We start from the raw sequence: 19161 nt of genomic DNA, 5'->3' as shown, positions 1-19161 counted from the left end.
CACTATCTCAACTTGATCGACCAGACCTGTATTTTCTTTTCTGATCGGCTGAATATCAATAATTTGTAATAGCCGGGCTGATAAGTAAGCTGCACCGGCATTTCGGACGGTATCGCTTTGTCGCCAAGCCGCTTTCCGTTCATGTCAAAAACCGTAGTGTAGCTGCCTGATTTGATCGTGATAAACCGGTTATCGACGCCGAAGAAATGATACTGGATCGTTGCATTCGGTAGAATATCCTTGATTTCGAACAACTCGCGGCCGTCTTTGGTGATAATGGCGGTTTTTGAATTGACAGACCGCACTAATATCCAGTCGAGCGAATTACGGTCGAACAGGATCCGGAAGCGCGAACCCGGTTCCGGGCGCAGGAGTTGCCTTCTGGACGTGATTTTGCCATCCAGACTAATGCGTATCAGTTCGCCGGAAACACTCACGCCGGCAAGTTCCGGTTGGCCGGTTTGCGGATTCTGCGCCCAGGTAAACGGGCTCTCCGTCCGCGTCAGGATATCGACCGGAAAGCCAGGTCTTACCGTCCCGTTTTCTTTGAGTAAGTAGATCTTTCCATTCTGCTGGGTCACAATGAAGCCCCTGTTGCCGATCTGGTTCAGCGCCACCACCGGCCCGACGATCTTCTCGAAGTCTATCAAATGGTTCAGCTTTTTGAGAGAGCGGGTGACGCTTTCCCAAACAAACAGCTCTTCCGCCGAACTTTTGACAATAAACCGGTTACTGCCGTCCTCGCCACCATCGATGAGATACAGGGCCGAAATAGGATCGGAGGTTGGCAAGTGTGCCTGAAATACCGAGACATTGGTCGAGTCGTCTTCGTCCAAGGCGTACACGGTGCGGGTGGTAGCGAAAATACGTTGCTGGCGACCGATGTTCAGGAAATCGACCTTGTAGGCAGCGGTGCTGATCGGACCGTTCAGCTTAGCGATGGTTTCCGTTTTTCCTTCCCGCAGGTTGTTCGTTCTAAGCAGGTTATGCTCTTTGTCGGTCAGTAATATTTCCGAGCTTCCGTCAATCGGGTTTTGCAATGCAGCCAGCTCCGAGTCGAAAATGTCCGGCCATTCGATGTCAATATTCAGGAACGTGCGGTTTAGTACCTTGCTGGCGGTTTGGCGCTTCTTGGGGTGGAATGTGAGCTCTGGAAATGCCTCGCTGCCCTCGAAACGGCATTGCAGGGTAATGGACTCTATTTTGGCCGTCAGGTCGCTATACTTTTTGCTCACCTGTGTTTCCTCACCTGACTGCGCTTTCCGCAGGTTCACGATCATCGAGAGCTGGGCCTCATTGTTCACGTTCGTGAGCACGCTGTCATATTCCGGCGATTGCTTCCAGGTAATCTGGTTTTCGTAATCGACAATGTAGTTCTGTAATACCTGCGAATTGTTGCTGATCACGAGGTAGGGCGCGATATAGGTAATATAGCTTCGGGGAAAGCCGGTAAACATTGGCCCATACAGACCAGCCGGCAATTCAGGAACAGGTACCGAGTAAATGTCGTAGCCCTGATATTGGTCGGCCGAAGCATTGCTTTCCTGGTTGGCCAGTCGCGCGAGCTTTTGCAACACCGGCCTCACTTTGTCGTAGTTGGAGAATTCCGCGAGCAGTATTTTACCATCGGTAATGCTGTTGTTCTCCTCCAATTGGCATAGCACAAACTCGGATCCGATATTATCGACCAGCACATTGCTTTCGCCGGCGATATAATAGTTGAGCTTGTCCCAAGCCGGGGATTTGTATTTACTATGCCATTTCGCAAAAGCTGCCTTGAAAGCGGCCTTGTCGGATGCTGCCGCGCGATACAGAAAGGAAGTTTGCTGGGAAACATGCTTGTGTCCCATAAACGGCGTACCGGGGTTGTCTTTCAGGATTTCGGCCAGGTAATAATCCGGCGCATCTGCCCCATCCGATTTAATGACAAGATTGCCCTTGTTTTCGGCTTTTTCGACGTGAAAATCCTGGTAGGACGGGAAATTTTTGCCAAACTCGGCCAGTGTCGCTACATTTTCCATCGACATGACCGATTTCCATGCGTCCGTCCTCAGGTAAATGCTCGTTCCGTAATCGGAGTCATTGATATTCGAAAAGCGCGATCGCAGCCTGAACGAGCCGATATTGAGTGATGAGGCGCGTACGGCATCTTCGATCAGATCGCCGTAGTAGCTCACAATCAGGAAGTGGTCTTTAACCAGGTAGGAGAACAACGGCCGAGAATTGGCGTCGATGGCGTCGGTAATGCGATGGTCCTGGAAGTTATGGTGTAAAAGCCGGATGTTGGCGTGCTGGGGGCTAGCGAGCCATTTGGTTTCCTCCTCCGTTACGGGAATGTACATGATCACCCCCCATTCCGTGCTTGTGCGCGGGTGGTACGAGTAGGAAAGGGCTTTGCCTTTCAGAAATGTTTTGAGCTTTTTCGGGTCTCTCGTCAGCAGGTTGAGCAATGTCAGGTTATCGCTGGCGATGTCGAGGAGGGGGAGTCGTTTGAGATCAAGCGCGGCTTCTGTGGCCGTGTAGGCCGAATCTTGCAAATGCTCGCTGGTGATTACCACAACGGCATTGGACGGGATGAATTGCCAGGCTGCCGACGAACCCCTCGACCATTTGAACAGGAAATATCCTGCTGATCCGATAATCACGACCAGCAGGATAGCAATCAGGTTTTTTTTCGACACAAGCCTGTTTTTTAAGCGCGGATCGCTTTCACTTTACCATTCAGTTCGAGGCGAAACCGCAAGAGTTCTTTAAAGCTTCGGATACAAACTTTCCACAGGTTCCATTTCACAATTGAAACGGTGCCGGTTTCCCGGTCTTTATGGGTGATAGGGATATCGAACAGTTCCTGTCCTGATTTTTTAGCCATCACAGCCAGGAAAATGTTCGGAGCGAACGGTTCCGGATTAGGCAGCTGATCCATCAGTTTTTGCAGGAATGTTCCTTTGATCAGACGGAACGGAATGTTGCTGTCCATGATGAATGTGCCATAAACTGCCGAGATCGTACCGCGGAGGAATTTCGTAATAAAGAGGCGTACGCCTGCATCGTGCCTTACCTGGCGGTAACCGAGTATGAATTGCGATTGCGAACGTTTGGCCCAGAGTTTGTCAAAATCTTCGGAAACGAACTGGTCGTCGCTGTCAGTCTGGAACACATATTCCGAGCCCACTTCCAGCGCTTTACGGTAGCCGTTTACAACCGCATTGCCATGTCCGCCGTTTTTCTGGTGAACCACTGTAAGATTGTCGATCTTTTTGTCCAGTTCATCCAGTAATACCTTTGTATTGTCTTTCGATCCGTCGTTGATAACGATCAGGGTAGTGTTATCGTTGGGGAATTTGGTTTTGAGGAAGGTGGTCCAATTATAAACTACTTTTTCGATACAATCCTGCTCATTGTATGCGGGCATTACTATACTCAGAAGATATGACATGCAAAAGCGTATTTGGTATGTTGCGCGAAATTAATAAATAAAGCCTGTAACCGGGCTATGGGGTTTCATTATTTAGTAAGCGTACTTGTCTTTCAGGGCATTAATCGGTTTCTCGAAAAAGTGCCAGGAAACCGACGCGACTAAGACAGTGAGCGCCACTACAACCGTTGCTTCGAATGCAATATTGCCTTCGAGGCTGGGGATATATTGGTAGATTTTCCGGAAAAGCCTGACCGTTGGGTGCATGGGGCCACTGTGAAAATGGTTGTATACAAAATTGTGGTACAGGTAGAGGCCATAGCTGATTTTACCTAAATAAATACACACCGGATTTTCGAGAAATGCCGCCATCCAACCCTTGAAACCCATCACGGCGCGTCCTATGAGCATAAACCCGAAAATGGACGACATGGTTCTGTCGAGTACCACGTACGGGAAGTTGAATGGCTGCGCCAGCGATTTGGCCCACCATTGTACCAGCACCCATCCCAGCAATCCAAGCAATACCGGCCATGACTTATTGAAGAATTTAACAAATAAATCGTTTTTGTAGAGTTGCGTCCAGGCCATAAGCCCGCCTAATGCGAAAGAATCGAAACATGCGGGGGTGGATACATACGCGACCGTCCATTCGCCCATGGTAACGAAGTTGGTACCGGGTATTCTGCCTGTATAGAAGATATAAAAACGCAGGAGAATGCTGAATATGCCCATTAAGCCCAGCACGGGCACCAATTTATTTTTTGGGATGAAGAATATCAGAAAAGGGAAGAAAAGATACACCTGCTCTTCCACTGCCAGCGACCACAAATGATCCACCGAACCCATCCAGGTTTTGTGCAGGGCAATGTAAATGTTTGTCCCATACAACGCCAGCCAGGCCAGCTTATCACGGACGGGCGGCACATTAAGGATTAACAGGATGGCGATGATCAGGTAATAGACCGGGAAAATTCGGATCGTTCTGCGGATCAGGAACTTGCGCAGGTATTTCTTGAATCCGCCCGGCGTCCCGTAAGTTTTTTCCTTGCTTTTAAGGAGAATGCGCGAAATCAGGAAGCCGCTGAGCACGAAGAAAATGGTTACGCCGAGGGCACCGAACGGGATGATATTGATCTCCACGATCAGGTGGTCGAGCAGAACTAATCCTACTGCAATAAAGCGCACGCCGTCAAGTTGAATTATGTGTCCTTCCGAATTGGTGCGCATGGTTACCAGTTAACTTTCACTTCTTTTTTACGCGTTTGTTTCACCGTCACACGCTGGTCTTTGAACAGAATGCCGGTTTCGTTGCCTTGCTGATGGATCAGCGCGACTCTGTAAGTGCCTTTATCCATTTCAGAGAAAGGAATGTCGGCGTAGAAGCCCGGGGCGAAATAATATTGTTTCAGGAATAATTGCTTGCGGCTCGTGTTACGTGTGCGCAAGGCCGGGAAAATATAATAGCATTCATCCGAACTGAGCAATACATACACGCCGCTGTCCTGCAACCGCTGGCTGGTGAATGTAGTGTTGTTTATTTTAATGGATGCGGTATCGGTTGTGAATGTCGTCTTATCGTACAGATCCACCATTCCACGCGAGCTTCCGGCATAATTCTGACGGTCGGCAATGGCAATGAGTGGGAGCCATTTGTCGTAGATCACCGGTGTTTTTTCAACGATATTAGCCGCGAATGATGTGTCGGCCGGGTATTTCAGTGATTTATCGGTAAATGTCCAGTTGAACTGCCAGGTTACCAGCTGCTTTCTCAGATTATAGGCGTCCACCAGGTGATAATGGTAGCTGAACACATTGAACGTTACTGCCAGGGCGACGATCGCCGTAATGTAAGGCGAAAGGAAGCTGCCGCGAATAGGAACTACCACGTAGATGTAGGCGATGATCAGCAACAGTACTGAATAGATCTTGTAACGACTGGTAATCAACCCTTCCAAACCAAAACCGGCCCGGGTGTAAACCACGATCAAGGCGGTTCCCAGAATAAACAGGATCGCGCCGAGGCAGAACAGATCCGTCGTGCGTTCGAATTTAATCGAATACTTATTGCGGACAATGCGGAACAGGGTAGTGGAAGCAATTGAAATCGCCACCAAAAACAACACGATACCAATGAAAAGGCACACTTTAAAATGGTCAAGCACAGGGATCGACTCCGCAAATGAACCCAGGAATGCCATATAGCCCTTGGCAAGCTTCAAGATACCGGCCTTCGATTCCGGATTGGACTCAGGTTTGGTATACCAATAGAAATAGCAGAAAATCTCGCCTGCGCTGATGATGAGCCATAATGCAAACCGTTTCCGGTTCCCAGCCAGGAAAAGCAGCAATGCCCCGAGCGGCAGTACCATCAGCCCATTACCACTGGTGAGAACGGTAACCACGCTGAGCAAAATGGCGATCGTAAACTGCAGTACTTTTGGGTTAATAACAAGGTATAATGTCCACAGTACCAGCGTTACCACGCCCAGGTTCTGCACCGCAGCCATTCCCCAGTACATATTCTCCCAAAATGCCAGCGTCATCCACAGGAATGGGATGGGTACCAATGCAAAAAGTGGCTTTTTGTTCTTTTTGAGCAGGTCATACCACAGTGGAATGGCGGCCAGCAGCATAATGTTGCCCGCAATCATCAGATGCCGGTAATTGAGATGCCCGAAAACGGCATAATCGATCCATGCGAAGAGCCGGGTAAGCGCAATGCGATGCTCGTTATGCTGTTTGAAAAGCGCCTGGATTTTTCCCTTCCAGTCGCCGGCCTGTGCGTATTCGGCGATGAAATTTTTCAGCGCATGATCGTCCCACTTGGGTATATTGATGGCATAGTAGTCCCAGACCGTGAAATAAATGGCGACGGGTAACAGCAGGATCAGGCTCAGGATAATGGTGAAAGCCTTTTTCGTCATGCCGTGATCATTAGTTGGCTGATGCTCGACAATATCGAATCCGCGTCAAGTCCGGAAAGTTTCTGGTGATAGCTCTGGCTGCCGTAGCGGCTATTGGGATAGCCTTCCGCTTTGAGACTCTTAAATACAGACGGAAAAATGCCTTTTTCCAGTAGTTGTACAGACAGCTGTTGCGCAAGGCCTCCCGTGCTGATATGCTCTTCGGCAACGAGGATTGCCGGCGCTTTTTTGACCAATGCAATCAATTCGTCGGTCAGTTCCAGGGGGAAATGTAATGCTGTAACGACATTCACCTTTTCGGCCAGCTCGGGGGAGAGTCCAAGCGCCGAGAGTACATTATTGGCAATCGGTCCCAATGCAAAAACAGTTATTTCGGCATGGGCAGGCTGGTGTATTACTTTAAATGAGCCGGTAAGATAGCTGTTGGCTGGCGTAGTCTTCCCCGCGCCAAGGCGCAGGTATGCGGGCCGGGCGTCGGCGGCGATCTGCTGCACAACCGGTATCACTTCGTCGGCGAATGCGGGCACCCACACCTGAGCATTCTGCTGCCCGCTCAAACATGCCAGATCTTCGATCGTATGGTGGCTGCTGCCCATAATGCCGTACCCGTAACCACCGCCATTACCGACCAGAAAAACTGGTAGGTTATTGAAGCATACGTCGTTACGAAACTGTTCGAGGCAGCGGTACACGATAAATGGCGCAATGCTGTAGCAGAACACTTTATAGCCTTTATGTGCAAAGCCGGCTGCTACACCTACCATATTCTGCTCTGCAACACCGGCATTGATAAACCGCTTGCCCATTTTGGCCTGCAGGTTCTCCAATGCATTATATCCAAGATCGCCTGTGATGAAAATAACGGAGTCGTCTTCCACCGCGAGATCTTCTATGGCTGTTGAAAATTCTTTTCTCATCGTTAAGTGGGCGCTACGCCGATTGATGTCTTAACTTAAATGGACTGGCCGCCTAACCGGCTGATACCATGCAATTTATTACTTTCTCAATTGTTTTACCAAAGCCCTGATCTCATCGGCGGTTTTATATGCCTTCGGGCCGCGGCGTATTCTGGTACGGATATACTTCGGCCGTTTCTTGGTCTCTTCGAATATCTTGGTAATGTATTCTCCCAAAAACGAAATGCCCAGGATCGTTAGCCCACCAAAGAATACGATCAGGATAATTACGGTGCTGAGGCCTCTTGGCGTATCCGGGAAGAAAAAGAATTTGGCCAATATCTGCCAGAAGATCCCCAGAATGGAGAGCGCAGTCAATCCGAATCCGGCGTAACTCATCAATTCCAGCGGGGCGAAACTGAATGAGAATATCGCCTTTTTGGCCCACCAGATGTTTTTCGTCCAGTTGTTGGTTGAAACGCCGAACATCCTTTCCGGGCGTACATATGGAACTCCGGTTTGTTTGAAACCTACCCAGGCACGCAAGCCGCGCAGGAATTGCTCCGTTTCGGGCAGGTCGACAAGCTCTTTCACCACTTTGCGGTCGATCATCGAGAAGTCGCCGGCGTCGCGGGGAATAGGAATATAGCTGAGGCCCTGGAATATCTTGTAAAATGATTTATAGAAGAAATGGATATGCGGTTTCATTTCCCGCTGCACGCGTACGCCGTACACAACGTCGTAGCCATCCATCCATTTTTCATAGAATGCCGGGATAATTTCGGGGGGATCCTGCAAGTCGCCATCCATCAGCACCACGCAATCGCCGGTCGCGATCTCCATCCCGCTCAGGAATGCCGATTGCGATCCGAAGTTTCGCGAGTGGCTGATCCCGACCACATTAGGGTCTTTGTCGCAAATCGCATTGATCACTTCCTCCTGGTTGTCGGGCGAGCTGTCGTTGACGAAGATGATCTCGTAGCGGACTTTCAGTTCGTTGAAAGTCTTCACCAGCCTTTCGTACATGAAAGGAATGGCCTGCGCATCTTTGTAACAGGCGATAATGGCCGTTATGACCGGGTTAAGCTTCGGATTTTCAAAGGCCGGGATAACACGCGCTTCATATTGAATGGCGTCCTGCCATTGGCTGTATCGTGTCAGGCCGTCTTCCAGGGAAGTCCGGGCCTTCCAGCCGAAATCGTTTTCAAATGCAGTTGGGTCACCGAACCATTCGGCAAGGTCCCATTTCCGGTTCGACATGCTGCCCCATTCCGGCTCTCTGGCAATGGAAAATGCTTTGCGGGTTACGTCCACCAGGTCGCCCATGGTCGTCTTGCGGCCAGTGGCGATGTTGTAGGAGCGTCCGGATTTTTCGTCATCGATCTTCAATGCCGCATCCAGGAACGCTTCGACGCAGTCTTCCACAAATACAAAATCGCGGCTGATGTCGGGCGATACCAGGGAAGGAAGGCCTTTTTTACGGGCATTCTCGATCAGCCTCGGTATCAGCCGGTCGGGTTCTTCCCAGTATCCGTAAATCGAGTACAGGCGCAGGTTGAGCGTTTTCAGCCCTGCAACTTTGGCATAATATTCGAGCAAATAGGCCGCAGAGACCTTGGAAACCGCATAATGGCTGTTTGGTTCGACGCGATCTGTTTCCTTGGGAGAAGTGCAGTTGAATCCGTATTCGGAGCTGCTTCCGGCATGGATATACACCATGTCCTTCGTGCAGTTTTGCAGGATGTTCACCGTCCCGAGCACATTCGTTTCGTAGGTCAGGTTTACATTGTTCTGCTTGCTGTATGCACCATAAGCCGCAAGGTTGAATATCGTTTGCGGTTTGTATTTTTCAAATACCTCCTTAATCGAGTTGTCGGAAAGAATGTCGCAGTGAATGATGTTTTCAAATGGGACATTCAGCAGTTTCAGGCGCCATGCTTTGGTGGCGTCGTGCGTTACCGCATAGCAATCCTTCCGGATTTTAAATATATCATTGAAGAGATTGGCGCCGATGAAGCCGCTGGCACCGAAAACAAAAACTGGCCCTTTTAATTTCTCTATTTTATCGCGGTAAACCGGTAAATGATCAAGCATTCGTCAATTCATTAAGATAGCGTTCCTTTACTTCCAGCGTAGCTTGCTCGTACTGGTCTTTGTTCATGGGCAGGTAATGCCATTCCAATTTATTCTCCATATAGGAAACTCCTTTTCCTTTGACGGTATTGGCGATGATCGCTTTGGGCAGTCCATTCTTATGCTCCTTTAACTCGCTGATCGCCTTGCTGATGGCCGTAATGTCGTGACCATCCACTTCCACCGTTTCGAACCCGATCGCTTTCCATTTTTCAACGGAGGCGGTTTCCCCCAGGACTTTATCGGTGAACCCGAAACCTTGCAAGCCATTCTTGTCGATGAGCATGATCAGATTATCGAGCTGGTTCTGAATGGCATAGTGGGCAGCTTCCCAGGTTGTTCCCTCGTTGGTTTCCCCATCAGACAGCAGCGTGTATGAATACGTTGCATCGTCGGCGACCTTGGCTGCATGGGCAATTCCCGTTGCAATAGGTAACCCGTGACCAAGCGAGCCGGTGGCAAAAGGGATGCCTTTGTACTGGCGCGGCGCCGGGTGGGCAGGCAATGTGGTACCGTCGAGGTAGAACGTATCGAGCTCTTCGTCCGTGATTTCGCCGAGGGTATTCAGGCACGCGTAAAGTGCCGCAGCAGCGTGACCTTTGGAAAGAATGAAAGTATCGTCGACCGATTTTTGGAGAAAAAGAACCGCGATCATCAGGTCAATGCAGCTGAGCGAGCAACCAATGTGGCCCGCATTGGCCTGGTGGTAAAGGCCCAGTATTTTCAGGCGAAGCTCGCCGCTTAACTGTTTCGGGTCTTTTAATATCTCTTCTGCTGTCATGCCTGATGTTGTATGTCGATGTAAGGAGTTCTCTGCAAAATAACGGCCAGATCTCCGGTTTTAAGTCCGCAATATACGAAATCTTATTGGACGGCTCAGTCAAAACACCCTTGCCGCTTACTCAAATCCGTAACGCTTGCCGGTCAGTTTCATGATTTCAACGGGCTTCGGCCGGCCCTTCTTTCTGATCCATATCCGCTCATTCTGAGTGGTATCCATTGCCTGGATGTACTGCGCGTCTTTCGGGAAATAAAGATTGGTAATCTGCGCATCGTGGATCGAGTAAGGCAGGAAGGTCCGGTCCATTTCGGAAGTGATTTCATAGCGCGGCGATGGGTAATAAATGGTGTCGCCGGGCTGGTAAGTCGCCTCGATCAGTTTTGCGGCTTCCATGTACGGGTTAGGCACGCGCGGCACGGCGAAATAGCCGTATTTCGGAGAGCGGTCTTCATAGAACTCTTTTAACCTCAACCCTACAAAATAGAGCTGGGCTGCCAGGAATACGAAAATAAGTACTCTGAACTCTGCCTGTAAGGTCGTGTAGAATTGCAGTAAAAGACTCAGCAGGATAATCATGTAAGGAAATGAAAACCCGGAATAGCGCTGGGTAATGCCATAGGTATGCCCGTTCTTGAAGGACATCAGGGCCAGGAACAACGTCGGGATAAGCGCCATGAAGTAGAGCAACCAAAGCCGCTTCCGTTGTTCGGGACTTACACTTTTGTGCAAATCGGGGATAAAGGAGAGTGCAAACAGGCTGACGCTCAGGATACTGAATTGTAGCTTATGGTTGCTGTAAAAAAAACCGAAGACGAGGATCAGCAAATAGGGAAAGCGAGGCGTAAGCCAGGCCGGTGTGTTGATTTTGTCTTTGAAACGGTACCAGAGGATTAGTATCAACGCGGCAAGCAATGCTATCGCCACATTCTTTTTGCCACCGAGAGCATCGGTAAGGCCATTGGTGAAAATTACAAGATCGGTAAAAACGGGCAGCGACTTGTTGAAAACGTTGAGCGGGGTCGCCGGGAGGATATTACCAAACGTCTGCCCGCCGGTCTCAGCCATTCTCCGGTATAAATCGGCCTGGTGTTGCAGCGATGACAATGTATAAACGCCCCCCCCGAACATCAGCCACCAGGTCACCCCTGAAAGCGTGAAAACTGCCGCAATGGCAATTCGAACCCAGCCTTTGAAGGTTCTCAGGAAAAATAACGCATAAACCGCGTGCGCCAGCAGCACCGAAATGACAAGAAAGTGACTGAGAAGTCCGAACCCGGCTGCGAGAATATAACCTATATAGAGCCAGAGTGTATTCCGCTTACCGGCTTTGTTTTCAATGATTTGTAAAAAGAAGTAGGTGGCGGCCAGCGTCAGAAAGAAGGTGAGCGAATAGTTGCGTGCCTGGTGGCTGTAAGCGATAAAAAAAGGTTCGATGGCCGTAATGCCGGCCGCTATCAACGCAGTTTTGATCCCGAAAAACCTTCTTGCGAACAAGTAGGTCAGCCCGATGATCATTACACTGAAAATGACGGAAAAGAAGCGAACCGAATAGTCGGAAATGCCGAAAAATTCGATCCACGGATGCAGGAGCGCGTAATAGAACGGACTGTTCCCGATGTCGCTGCGCGTCATGGCTTCGTAGTAATCGGGAATGGCTTTCGGAGCCCAGAACTCGGCCGGTGTGAATGTTTTGGGATGAAAGACCTCGTTTGCGGTAAATGTGCGCAGCACCTGCTTCTGCGGGAATTTCGGTGTTGTCCAAAAACGGGAGTCCACCAGTTCGCGTGTAGCAAATGCCTCCTTTTGATTGGCCCCTTCCAGCACAATGCCCTGGCTGACAAGCAGTGTACTTACTTCGTCGAAGAAAATACTGTAACGATCGAGGTTGTAAAGTCTCAACGCAAGACCTGCAACGAGAATAAGGGTGAGTATGAGCCTTGACCGCAGGGTTTCTTTGGTTTGGTTGGGAGACATTAGTGCGTTCGCTGATGGACGCCGCGAAAATAAGGAAATTTCCCGTTATAGGATATTTTTTAGATTTTAAGAATCGTAAACTCTACTCTGCGGTTTTTCTGGCGGGTCTGTTCGGTGAGGTTGCTGGCGATCGGCCGCGCCGGGCCCCAGGCCTTGGTCTGGATGCGCTTACCATCGATGCCTTTGGACAAAAGGTATTTTTTTACCTGTTCCACCCGGTCGGCGGAGAGCTTGACGTTCTTTTGCACTTCTCCCTGATTGTCGGTATGGCCTTCCAGCAATATTTCCATGGTGGGGTAGCTTTTCATCGTTTCCGCGATTTTGTCGAGCTCGGCAAACGACGACGGGATCACTTCCGCGCTGCTTTGGGAAAACATCGTATTGCTCAGCCTGATCTGCTGTCCGGCCTTGATGGGTTGCAGATAAATATTCTTCCGGATCGTGCGAAAGCTGGTTTCAGCGCTCAGGTCCATGTCTTCCGTAACCGGGAAATAGCCGTTGCCGGACGCTGTAATGCGGTATATTTCTTTCAATGGAAGTATCAGCCGGTATTCGCCTGTTTCGGGGTCAAAACTGGCCGTTGCAAAAGAGGTGTTGGTGCTTTTAATGTCGGCTGCAATGTCTGATTTCACGGGTTTATTCGTTTCGGCTTCCAAAATGCTTCCGCTCACCACCGCCACCGGATCGGGCTTGATCTCGGGCGTCATGCGGATGCGGAAAATGTCCTCCTGCCCTAAAAACTTGTCGCTCGCACTAAAATAGGCATAATCCCCGGTCGCCGGGATATTGATGAATGCGTCCCAAAGCGGAGAGTTGACGGCCGGGCCTAGATTTTCCGGCGTCGACCAGTTGAGCCAGGTGTCGTCGAGACGGCGGGTGAGGAACAGGTCGCCCTGGCCATAACCGGCATGGCCGGACGACGAAAAGTACAGCGTCTTGTTGTCGAGAGCGAGGAACGGAGTGCTTTCGCTGTCGGCGGTGTTGATTACGTCCCCCAGTCTTCGGGGCTCTGACCAGGTTTCGTCTTTTTGCAAGAACGAAACATACAAATCCTTTCCTCCTTCGGAATCCAAACCTTCGACGGCCATAATGAGCACATTTTCAAATGGCGATACAGTAATTTCAAGGAATTTCGCCGTCTTTATGAGATTGGTGATTTTTACAGTACGCGGGAACCCCCATCCTGATTTAGTTTTGAAAGAACGCGAGAAACCGAAGTACATACTGCCATTGGGCTGATATTCATTGATCAAATAAAGCGTTTTACCATCAGCTGAGATGCTGGTAGTTGCATTGTCATTCGCATTATTGATAGGCGGACCAATATTGACCGCGTCAGTCCATTGGCCCTGGTCGTTGAGCGTCGAGTACCAGACGTCCTGATGAGAAGGCGTGCCGGTATTCCCTTCGAAATCGTTTCGGGTAAAGTAGAGTGTCTTGCCGTCCGGCGCGATAATGGGCGCCACTTCCTGGCCTTTGGAGTTGATTGCCTTGCCCAGATTTTCCCTTTGTGCTTTGAGCTGGGATGCCACAAAATTGATTTTCGCTTCTACAGGTACCGCATTCGACGAGATACCGATCGCATCTATCTGATTGAAACCCGAAACCTTGCCCGGTTGCAGCACAATTTTTACCGCATTGGCCTGGATGTCTTGTTTGGGGAAAATATGGAGCATACGGCCTTTCACAGGCTGTTGGGCAGCGGGTGTTTCTGAAACGAGGTATTCCCTACCGGCGGCATCATATGCATACACACGCACGACTGCGCCCGGGTTGAAGTTTTCGGCAATCGCAATCTGTTTTAATGGTATGGCCTTGTCGAAACCCACTTTGATCCATTCCTCGTTGCGACTGTCGGCGTCGGCGGGCGTCCAGGCACAGGGGCTGTCGCCAAAATCGGGGAGTTTGCTGGGAGCGCCCAATATCTGCTTGGACCGGTAAGCATGGCCTATTTGCGACGGGCGATATTCGGAAGAGTAGCCTAGTACCTTGTTGGCCCATAACACTTCCTGGCAGTACGCGGAAAGCGGCATTGCTGCCATTAATATACCAAAAAGGGTGCTTTTAAATCTCAAACGCATGGGGTGATCAGATACCGGCAGGGCCACTCAATATCTGGTAATATATTAATAATACAAAAAAATGTCAATCTACTGCTTCGTGCCGATGAGCAGTATCCAGTCCCATTCCGGCTGTAACTCGGGCGGCTGAACGATCGCTTCTTCGTCCAGCTTCAAATCTTTGCCGTTCCATCTTTTGCCCGTGCGCGGGCTGTACCAAACCGCGCCGAACAGGCTGCCTTCCAAATGTCTGAGGTCCAGGCGGACCGCTCGTGAAGTAGGGAGGTAAAGCATGGCCATCTTTTTGTTCGAAAGCGATACAATGCCTATTTCCGCTTTATCGAGCGAATCCACAAGCAGATCGGGCGTATCCGGCTGCATATATTCCCACGGGATGCCTTTGAGGATCTTGACCAGCTGATGAATGTATTCAGCACCGTCTTTGGTAATATTGACTTTCCAGGTAGGATTGAAATTCTTAATCGTGCTCATATGGCAAAAACCTGCCGCGGAGCTCAAAATGGATTGGTATGCCTGGTTGCGGATAAGGGTCGATTGGTCGGTGATTTCTTTGGGGAATTCGGAATTCGCGATCAGGAACGGTCTTAATGCCGCTTCCGCCGAATTTTTCTGCCAGTTGGCCAACGCGGCATATTCAGCAGGGGTTACCGTGGAATCGGGAATGATGAATTTGAGCTGCGAATGGTTGGGGGAATTATCGTTCACGCTCGTGGGGGAGCAGGTGTTGAGCGACGCAATGATCTGTCCGTCAGATTCCGCCCGGATGCCCTCGGAAATGGCTTTGAACTGCGACGCACTCTGGTACTCTTCTTCGCTGACAATCCAGATGATGTTGGAGTATTTCGAAAAATGCTTTCCAACGTAAGTTCCGTAACTTTTCCACGCTTCTTCCTTTTGCACATCAAAAACCGTGTTCCAGCTCTGGCGTGACACCACAATCCCGACCACCAGATTACGTTCCCTGGCCGCTATGACGATCTTCTCAAGATAGTCGAAATAGAGCTTGTTGGGTTTTGTCAGATCATTGTTGTCGAGAAACGGCGTGACCTTGTTGAAATTCCGCTGATTCGGCAGCGCAGGAAGCAAATGTACCAGGAGCGTATTGAACGACTGAGACTTGCGGATGTCCATATATTGCACCGCTTCCGCATAGCTCAGCCTCCGAAGCATTTGCCAGGCCACATCTGCCACCATCAGAAATGGCGTTCCGTGATTGTCGGTAATGTGCCTGCCGTTCGGGCTGATCTTCAACGGGAACCTGTGCGGGACCTGATCTTCTTTCTGAAAAATAAATCCCAGCGAAATCAAGCAGGCCAGTACAATACCTGCCAACGATTTCGCTGCTAGCGGTTTGGGGATTTTCATTGGTGTCAGCTAAATGAATGCTAGCTATTTCCCAGCTCAGCTATCGTTTGGGCTGGGTCGGGCGAGGTAAAAACAAAGCTCCCTGCCACGAGGATGTCCACGCCTTCGCGCACAAGCCGGGGCGCGTTGTTGAGATTAACGCCGCCGTCGACTTCAATCTTGAAATTGTATCCGAATTTTTTGCGGTACGCGTCGAGTGTGGCGATTTTCCGGTAGCTGTTTTCAATGAATTTCTGACCGCCAAAACCGGGGTTCACGGACATGATCAGGATCAATGACACATCGCCCATGATTTCACTCAAAACTTCTACCGGCGTATGCGGGTTAAGTGCCACGCCCGGTTCGGCACCCAGTTCCCTGATGTGCTGGATCGTGCGGTGCAGGTGCGGGCAAGCCTCGTAATGTACCGTAAGCCCGGCAGCGCCTGCGTTGCGGAATGCTTCGAGGTACCTGTCGGGCTGCTCGATCATTAAATGCACGTCCAGCGGCTTTTTCGCATGCCGGTGGATAGCCTCGCAGACGGGTAATCCAAACGAAATATTGGGAACGAACATGCCATCCATGATGTCGACATGGATATAACCTGCGGAACTGCTGTTGATCATTTCGACGTCGCGTTGCAGGTTTGCAAAATCCGCGGCGAGTATGGAAGGGGCAATTTCAGCCATGAAATCAGAAGCTAGTAATGATTAATGAGGCCGAAATTAGTGAATTTATGGGCAAAGAGGGTAATTCAAAGGTTTTGCATTGCTAACCGCCTGTTAATCATTTGATATAGCATTGACAGGGAATGATAACCCTTCCAGAACCTTCGAACGCACACAGTCCTGCCTCAAAAATGTACCATACAGCTCATATTGGTGATCGACAAGGGTATAAACCTCAATGCAAACCTGCTCGGGAAACACAATCCAGCATTCAGGAACGCCGTAGCGTTCATAAATACCTTTTTTAATAACTGTATCCATTTTTTTCGACCCAGGCGAGACGATTTCAATGACAAGGTCCGGTGTTCCCCGTACCCAATCTTGTAAAATCTCTTGGTTTTGTTTGGATACAAAGAGGATATCTGGTTGCAGATGATTGAAGTCTTGCTCGAAAATAACATCGAATGGGGCATGGAATAGTTCACCCAAATCAAATTTTGCCAGATGATTCAGTAAGAGCCATTCCAATCTCATGGAGGCTCTTTGATGGAGCAATCTCGGGCTAGGCGACATAACTTCCTCCCCGTTTATGATCTGCGTCAGATCCGGATTGTACCGGACCGGCGGTTCCAGTGTTTTCATAGGCTTGGCCGTTTTGAACGAAAATACAAAAAATGTGTGACATACTGAGCTTGTGAAGGATAAGCGAATGTCCCATTGATACGCCACAATAGGCAATTGGTAACACAAGAATTATCCAGTGCTCAGAATTTGGAATAAATCTTAAATTTGGGCCGAATCATCAAGCCGCCGTGACTACTATGAATCCCGAACAGAGAATCCAGGAGCTTTCAGACAAGCTGCATTATTATAATGACCGCTATTACCAGGATAGCGAGTCGGAGATATCGGACTATGAATTTGACCAGATGCTTAAAGAGCTGCAGGTCCTGGAAAACGAGTATCCTGAATTCAAACAGGGCGATTCGCCTACGCAGCGGGTTGGCGGGACGATTACCAAGACTTTCAATGCGGTGTACCACCGGTATCCGATGCTCTCGCTCGACAATACTTACAACGAGCAGGAACTGCGGAACTTCGACGACCGGGTACGCCGGGGGCTTGATGGCGAGGAGTTTGAATACATTTGCGAACTCAAATTCGACGGGATTTCCCTCAGTTTTACCTATGAAAACGGTGTCCTCGTCCGCGGCGTCACGCGGGGTGACGGCACGCGCGGTGACGAGATCACGAATAATGTCAAAACGATCCGTTCGCTGCCTTTGCGGGTGAAAGCGGACAATCTGCCGCCGCTATTTGAAATTCGCGGGGAAGGTTTTATGCCAATCAGTTCCTTTCAGAAACTGAATGAGGAGATGGACACTTTGGGCGAAAACCAATATGCAAACCCTCGTAATGCAGCTTCCGGCTCGTTTAAGTTGCAGGATTCTGCCGAAACGGCACGTCGCGGGCTGGATTGTTACCTGTATTATTTCTTTGCCGACGTCGACGTTTTCCAAAGCCAGGAAGAAACGCTGCTGGGAATGAAGTCCTGGGGGTTCAACGTGTCGCCGGGCTGGAAAAAGGTCGCCAACATCGATGAAGCCATTGAATACATCCGGGAATGGGAGGAAAAGCGCACGCACCTGCCGTTGGCGACGGATGGGATTGTGATCAAGGTCAATTCAGTTGCTCAGCAAAGAGAGCTCGGTTTTACGGCTAAAAGCCCGCGCTGGGCTATTTCGTATAAATATAAGGCCGAAAACAAACCTGCTGTGCTGCGTATGGTGACCTACCAGGTAGGGCGTACTGGCGCTGTTACCCCGGTTGCCAACCTTTGCGATTTGTCGGAGCGCGCATTGCCCTATAACCAGGTGAAAGGGGTGCATTTGTCGGGTACGCGGGTGAAACGCGCCACACTGCACAATGCGAACGAGCTGGAAAGACTAGGTATCCGCCTGAATGACACCGTGTTTGTGGAAAAAAGCGGGGAGATCATTCCTAAAATTACTGGCGTAGACGTGTCGCAAAGGGAGAAGTTTGAAACAGAGCCGATCGTATTCCCGACGCATTGCCCTGAATGCGGCCATGAGTTGCAGCGTAATGAAGGTGAAGTGGCGTTTTTCTGCCCGAACGACAGCCATTGCCCGCCGCAGTTGAAAGGCCGCATCGAGCATTTCATCCACCGTAAAGCAATGAACATTGAAAGTCTCGGTGAGGGGAAAATTGAACTTCTTTTTGATCTCGATCTCGTGCGTACGCCCGCGGACCTGTACGATTTGAACTATGACAAACTGCTCGGGCTCGAAAAGAATCTTCTCAATGAGGAAACCGGGAAGGTTAAAAAGATCAGCTTCCGTGAAAAAACGGTCGATAATATCCTGAAAGGCATTGATTTGTCGCGAACGGTGCCTTTTAAGAATGTGCTTTTCGCATTGGGTATCCGCTTTGTGGGCCAGACGGTAGCAGAGAAACTGGCCGCCTATTTCAAATCGATGCGGGCGCTGCGGGCTGCGACTTACGACCAACTGACTGCCGTTCCGGAGATCGGCGGACGGATTGCATTAAGTATCGAGTCGTTTTTCAGTGTACCTGAAAACCAGCTACTTGTTGAGCGTCTTGAGCAGGCTGGTTTGCAAATGGAAAGTGATGAAAAGCCCGTGGAAATCGAAAGTGACTTGCTGGATGGTAAGACCTTCGTCATCTCCGGAGTGTTTGAAAATTTCGAGCGGGACGAACTGAAAGAGAAAATAGAGGCAAACGGTGGAAAGGTGCTCAGCGGGGTTTCAGGGAAGCTCAATTACCTGCTTGCCGGCGCGAATATGGGGCCTTCCAAACTTGAAAAAGCACGGAAACTGGGCGTTACCATTATCTCCGAGGAAGAATTTTTAGCAATGATTGGAAATTAAGTGAAGAAAATAGCCCCGGAAGGCTAACTTTGT

General features: G+C 49.9%; 13 protein-coding genes. 1 reads left to right on the top strand and 12 read right to left on the bottom strand.

The genetic code is table 11. The annotated features are described in order from the left end of the window. Positions 1 to 2: 2 nt before the first annotated feature. From AAHB90_RS21300 to AAHB90_RS21245, 12 genes are all read right to left on the bottom strand, one after another. The gene (locus AAHB90_RS21300; protein ID WP_342087223.1) at positions 3 to 2681 is read right to left on the bottom strand and encodes a DUF3352 domain-containing protein; all 2679 of its coding nucleotides are present in this window, start codon (positions 2679 to 2681) and stop codon (positions 3 to 5) included. 11 nt (positions 2682 to 2692) lie between these two features. Further along, a complete protein-coding gene (locus tag AAHB90_RS21295; RefSeq protein ID WP_342087222.1) occupies positions 2693 to 3436 on the bottom strand; it encodes a glycosyltransferase family 2 protein in 744 nt (247 codons plus the stop codon). Positions 3437 to 3508: 72 nt separating this feature from the next. Beyond that, on the bottom strand, positions 3509 to 4645 hold the full coding sequence (locus tag AAHB90_RS21290) for an acyltransferase family protein (protein WP_342087221.1): 1137 nt from the start codon (positions 4643 to 4645) through the stop codon (positions 3509 to 3511). A gap of 2 nt (positions 4646 to 4647) precedes the next feature. Next, positions 4648 to 6342, bottom strand: coding sequence for a hypothetical protein (locus AAHB90_RS21285; RefSeq protein WP_342087220.1), 1695 nt, complete (start codon positions 6340 to 6342; stop codon positions 4648 to 4650). Next, positions 6339 to 7259, bottom strand: a complete 921-nt coding sequence (locus AAHB90_RS21280; protein ID WP_342087219.1) for a transketolase family protein — start codon at positions 7257 to 7259, stop codon at positions 6339 to 6341. Before AAHB90_RS21280 ends, AAHB90_RS21285 begins: the two co-directional genes overlap by 4 nt. 78 nt (positions 7260 to 7337) lie before the next feature. After that, the gene (locus tag AAHB90_RS21275; RefSeq protein ID WP_342087218.1) at positions 7338 to 9332 is read right to left on the bottom strand and encodes an NAD-dependent epimerase/dehydratase family protein; all 1995 of its coding nucleotides are present in this window, start codon (positions 9330 to 9332) and stop codon (positions 7338 to 7340) included. After that, entirely contained in the window at positions 9325 to 10152 is an 828-nt protein-coding gene (locus tag AAHB90_RS21270; protein ID WP_342087217.1) for a transketolase, read from the bottom strand. The genes AAHB90_RS21275 and AAHB90_RS21270 overlap by 8 nt, the downstream gene beginning before the upstream one ends. A 117-nt stretch (positions 10153 to 10269) precedes the next feature. Next, positions 10270 to 12126 carry a glycosyltransferase family 39 protein gene (locus AAHB90_RS21265; protein ID WP_342087216.1) on the bottom strand — a complete coding sequence of 619 codons (1857 nt, stop codon included), beginning with the start codon at positions 12124 to 12126 and terminating at the stop codon, positions 10270 to 10272. A 59-nt stretch (positions 12127 to 12185) separates the two neighbouring features. Then, a complete protein-coding gene (locus tag AAHB90_RS21260; RefSeq protein WP_342087215.1) occupies positions 12186 to 14207 on the bottom strand; it encodes an OmpA family protein in 2022 nt (673 codons plus the stop codon). A gap of 69 nt (positions 14208 to 14276) precedes the next feature. After that, complete coding sequence (locus AAHB90_RS21255; protein WP_342087214.1) at positions 14277 to 15572, bottom strand: apiosidase-like domain-containing protein; 1296 nt, start codon at positions 15570 to 15572, stop codon at positions 14277 to 14279. A 20-nt stretch (positions 15573 to 15592) separates the two neighbouring features. Further along, positions 15593 to 16240, bottom strand: a complete 648-nt coding sequence (rpe, locus tag AAHB90_RS21250) for a ribulose-phosphate 3-epimerase (RefSeq protein WP_342087213.1) — start codon at positions 16238 to 16240, stop codon at positions 15593 to 15595. Between the two features lie 93 nt (positions 16241 to 16333). After that, positions 16334 to 16861: a Uma2 family endonuclease gene (locus tag AAHB90_RS21245; RefSeq protein ID WP_342087212.1), complete on the bottom strand. Its 528-nt coding sequence runs from the start codon at positions 16859 to 16861 to the stop codon at positions 16334 to 16336. Positions 16862 to 17040: 179 nt separating this feature from the next. On the opposite strand from AAHB90_RS21245, the gene ligA reads away from it, so the two are divergent. Then, on the top strand, positions 17041 to 19128 hold the full coding sequence (gene ligA, locus AAHB90_RS21240) for an NAD-dependent DNA ligase LigA (protein WP_342087211.1): 2088 nt from the start codon (positions 17041 to 17043) through the stop codon (positions 19126 to 19128). Positions 19129 to 19161: the final 33 nt, after the last annotated feature.

It is taken from the genome of Dyadobacter sp. OTU695 (genome assembly GCF_038440355.1).
Lineage (GTDB): Bacteria > Bacteroidota > Bacteroidia > Cytophagales > Spirosomataceae > Dyadobacter.
Note: the sequence above shows the minus strand (reverse complement) of the source record. Positions and strands in the feature narration are given on the sequence as shown.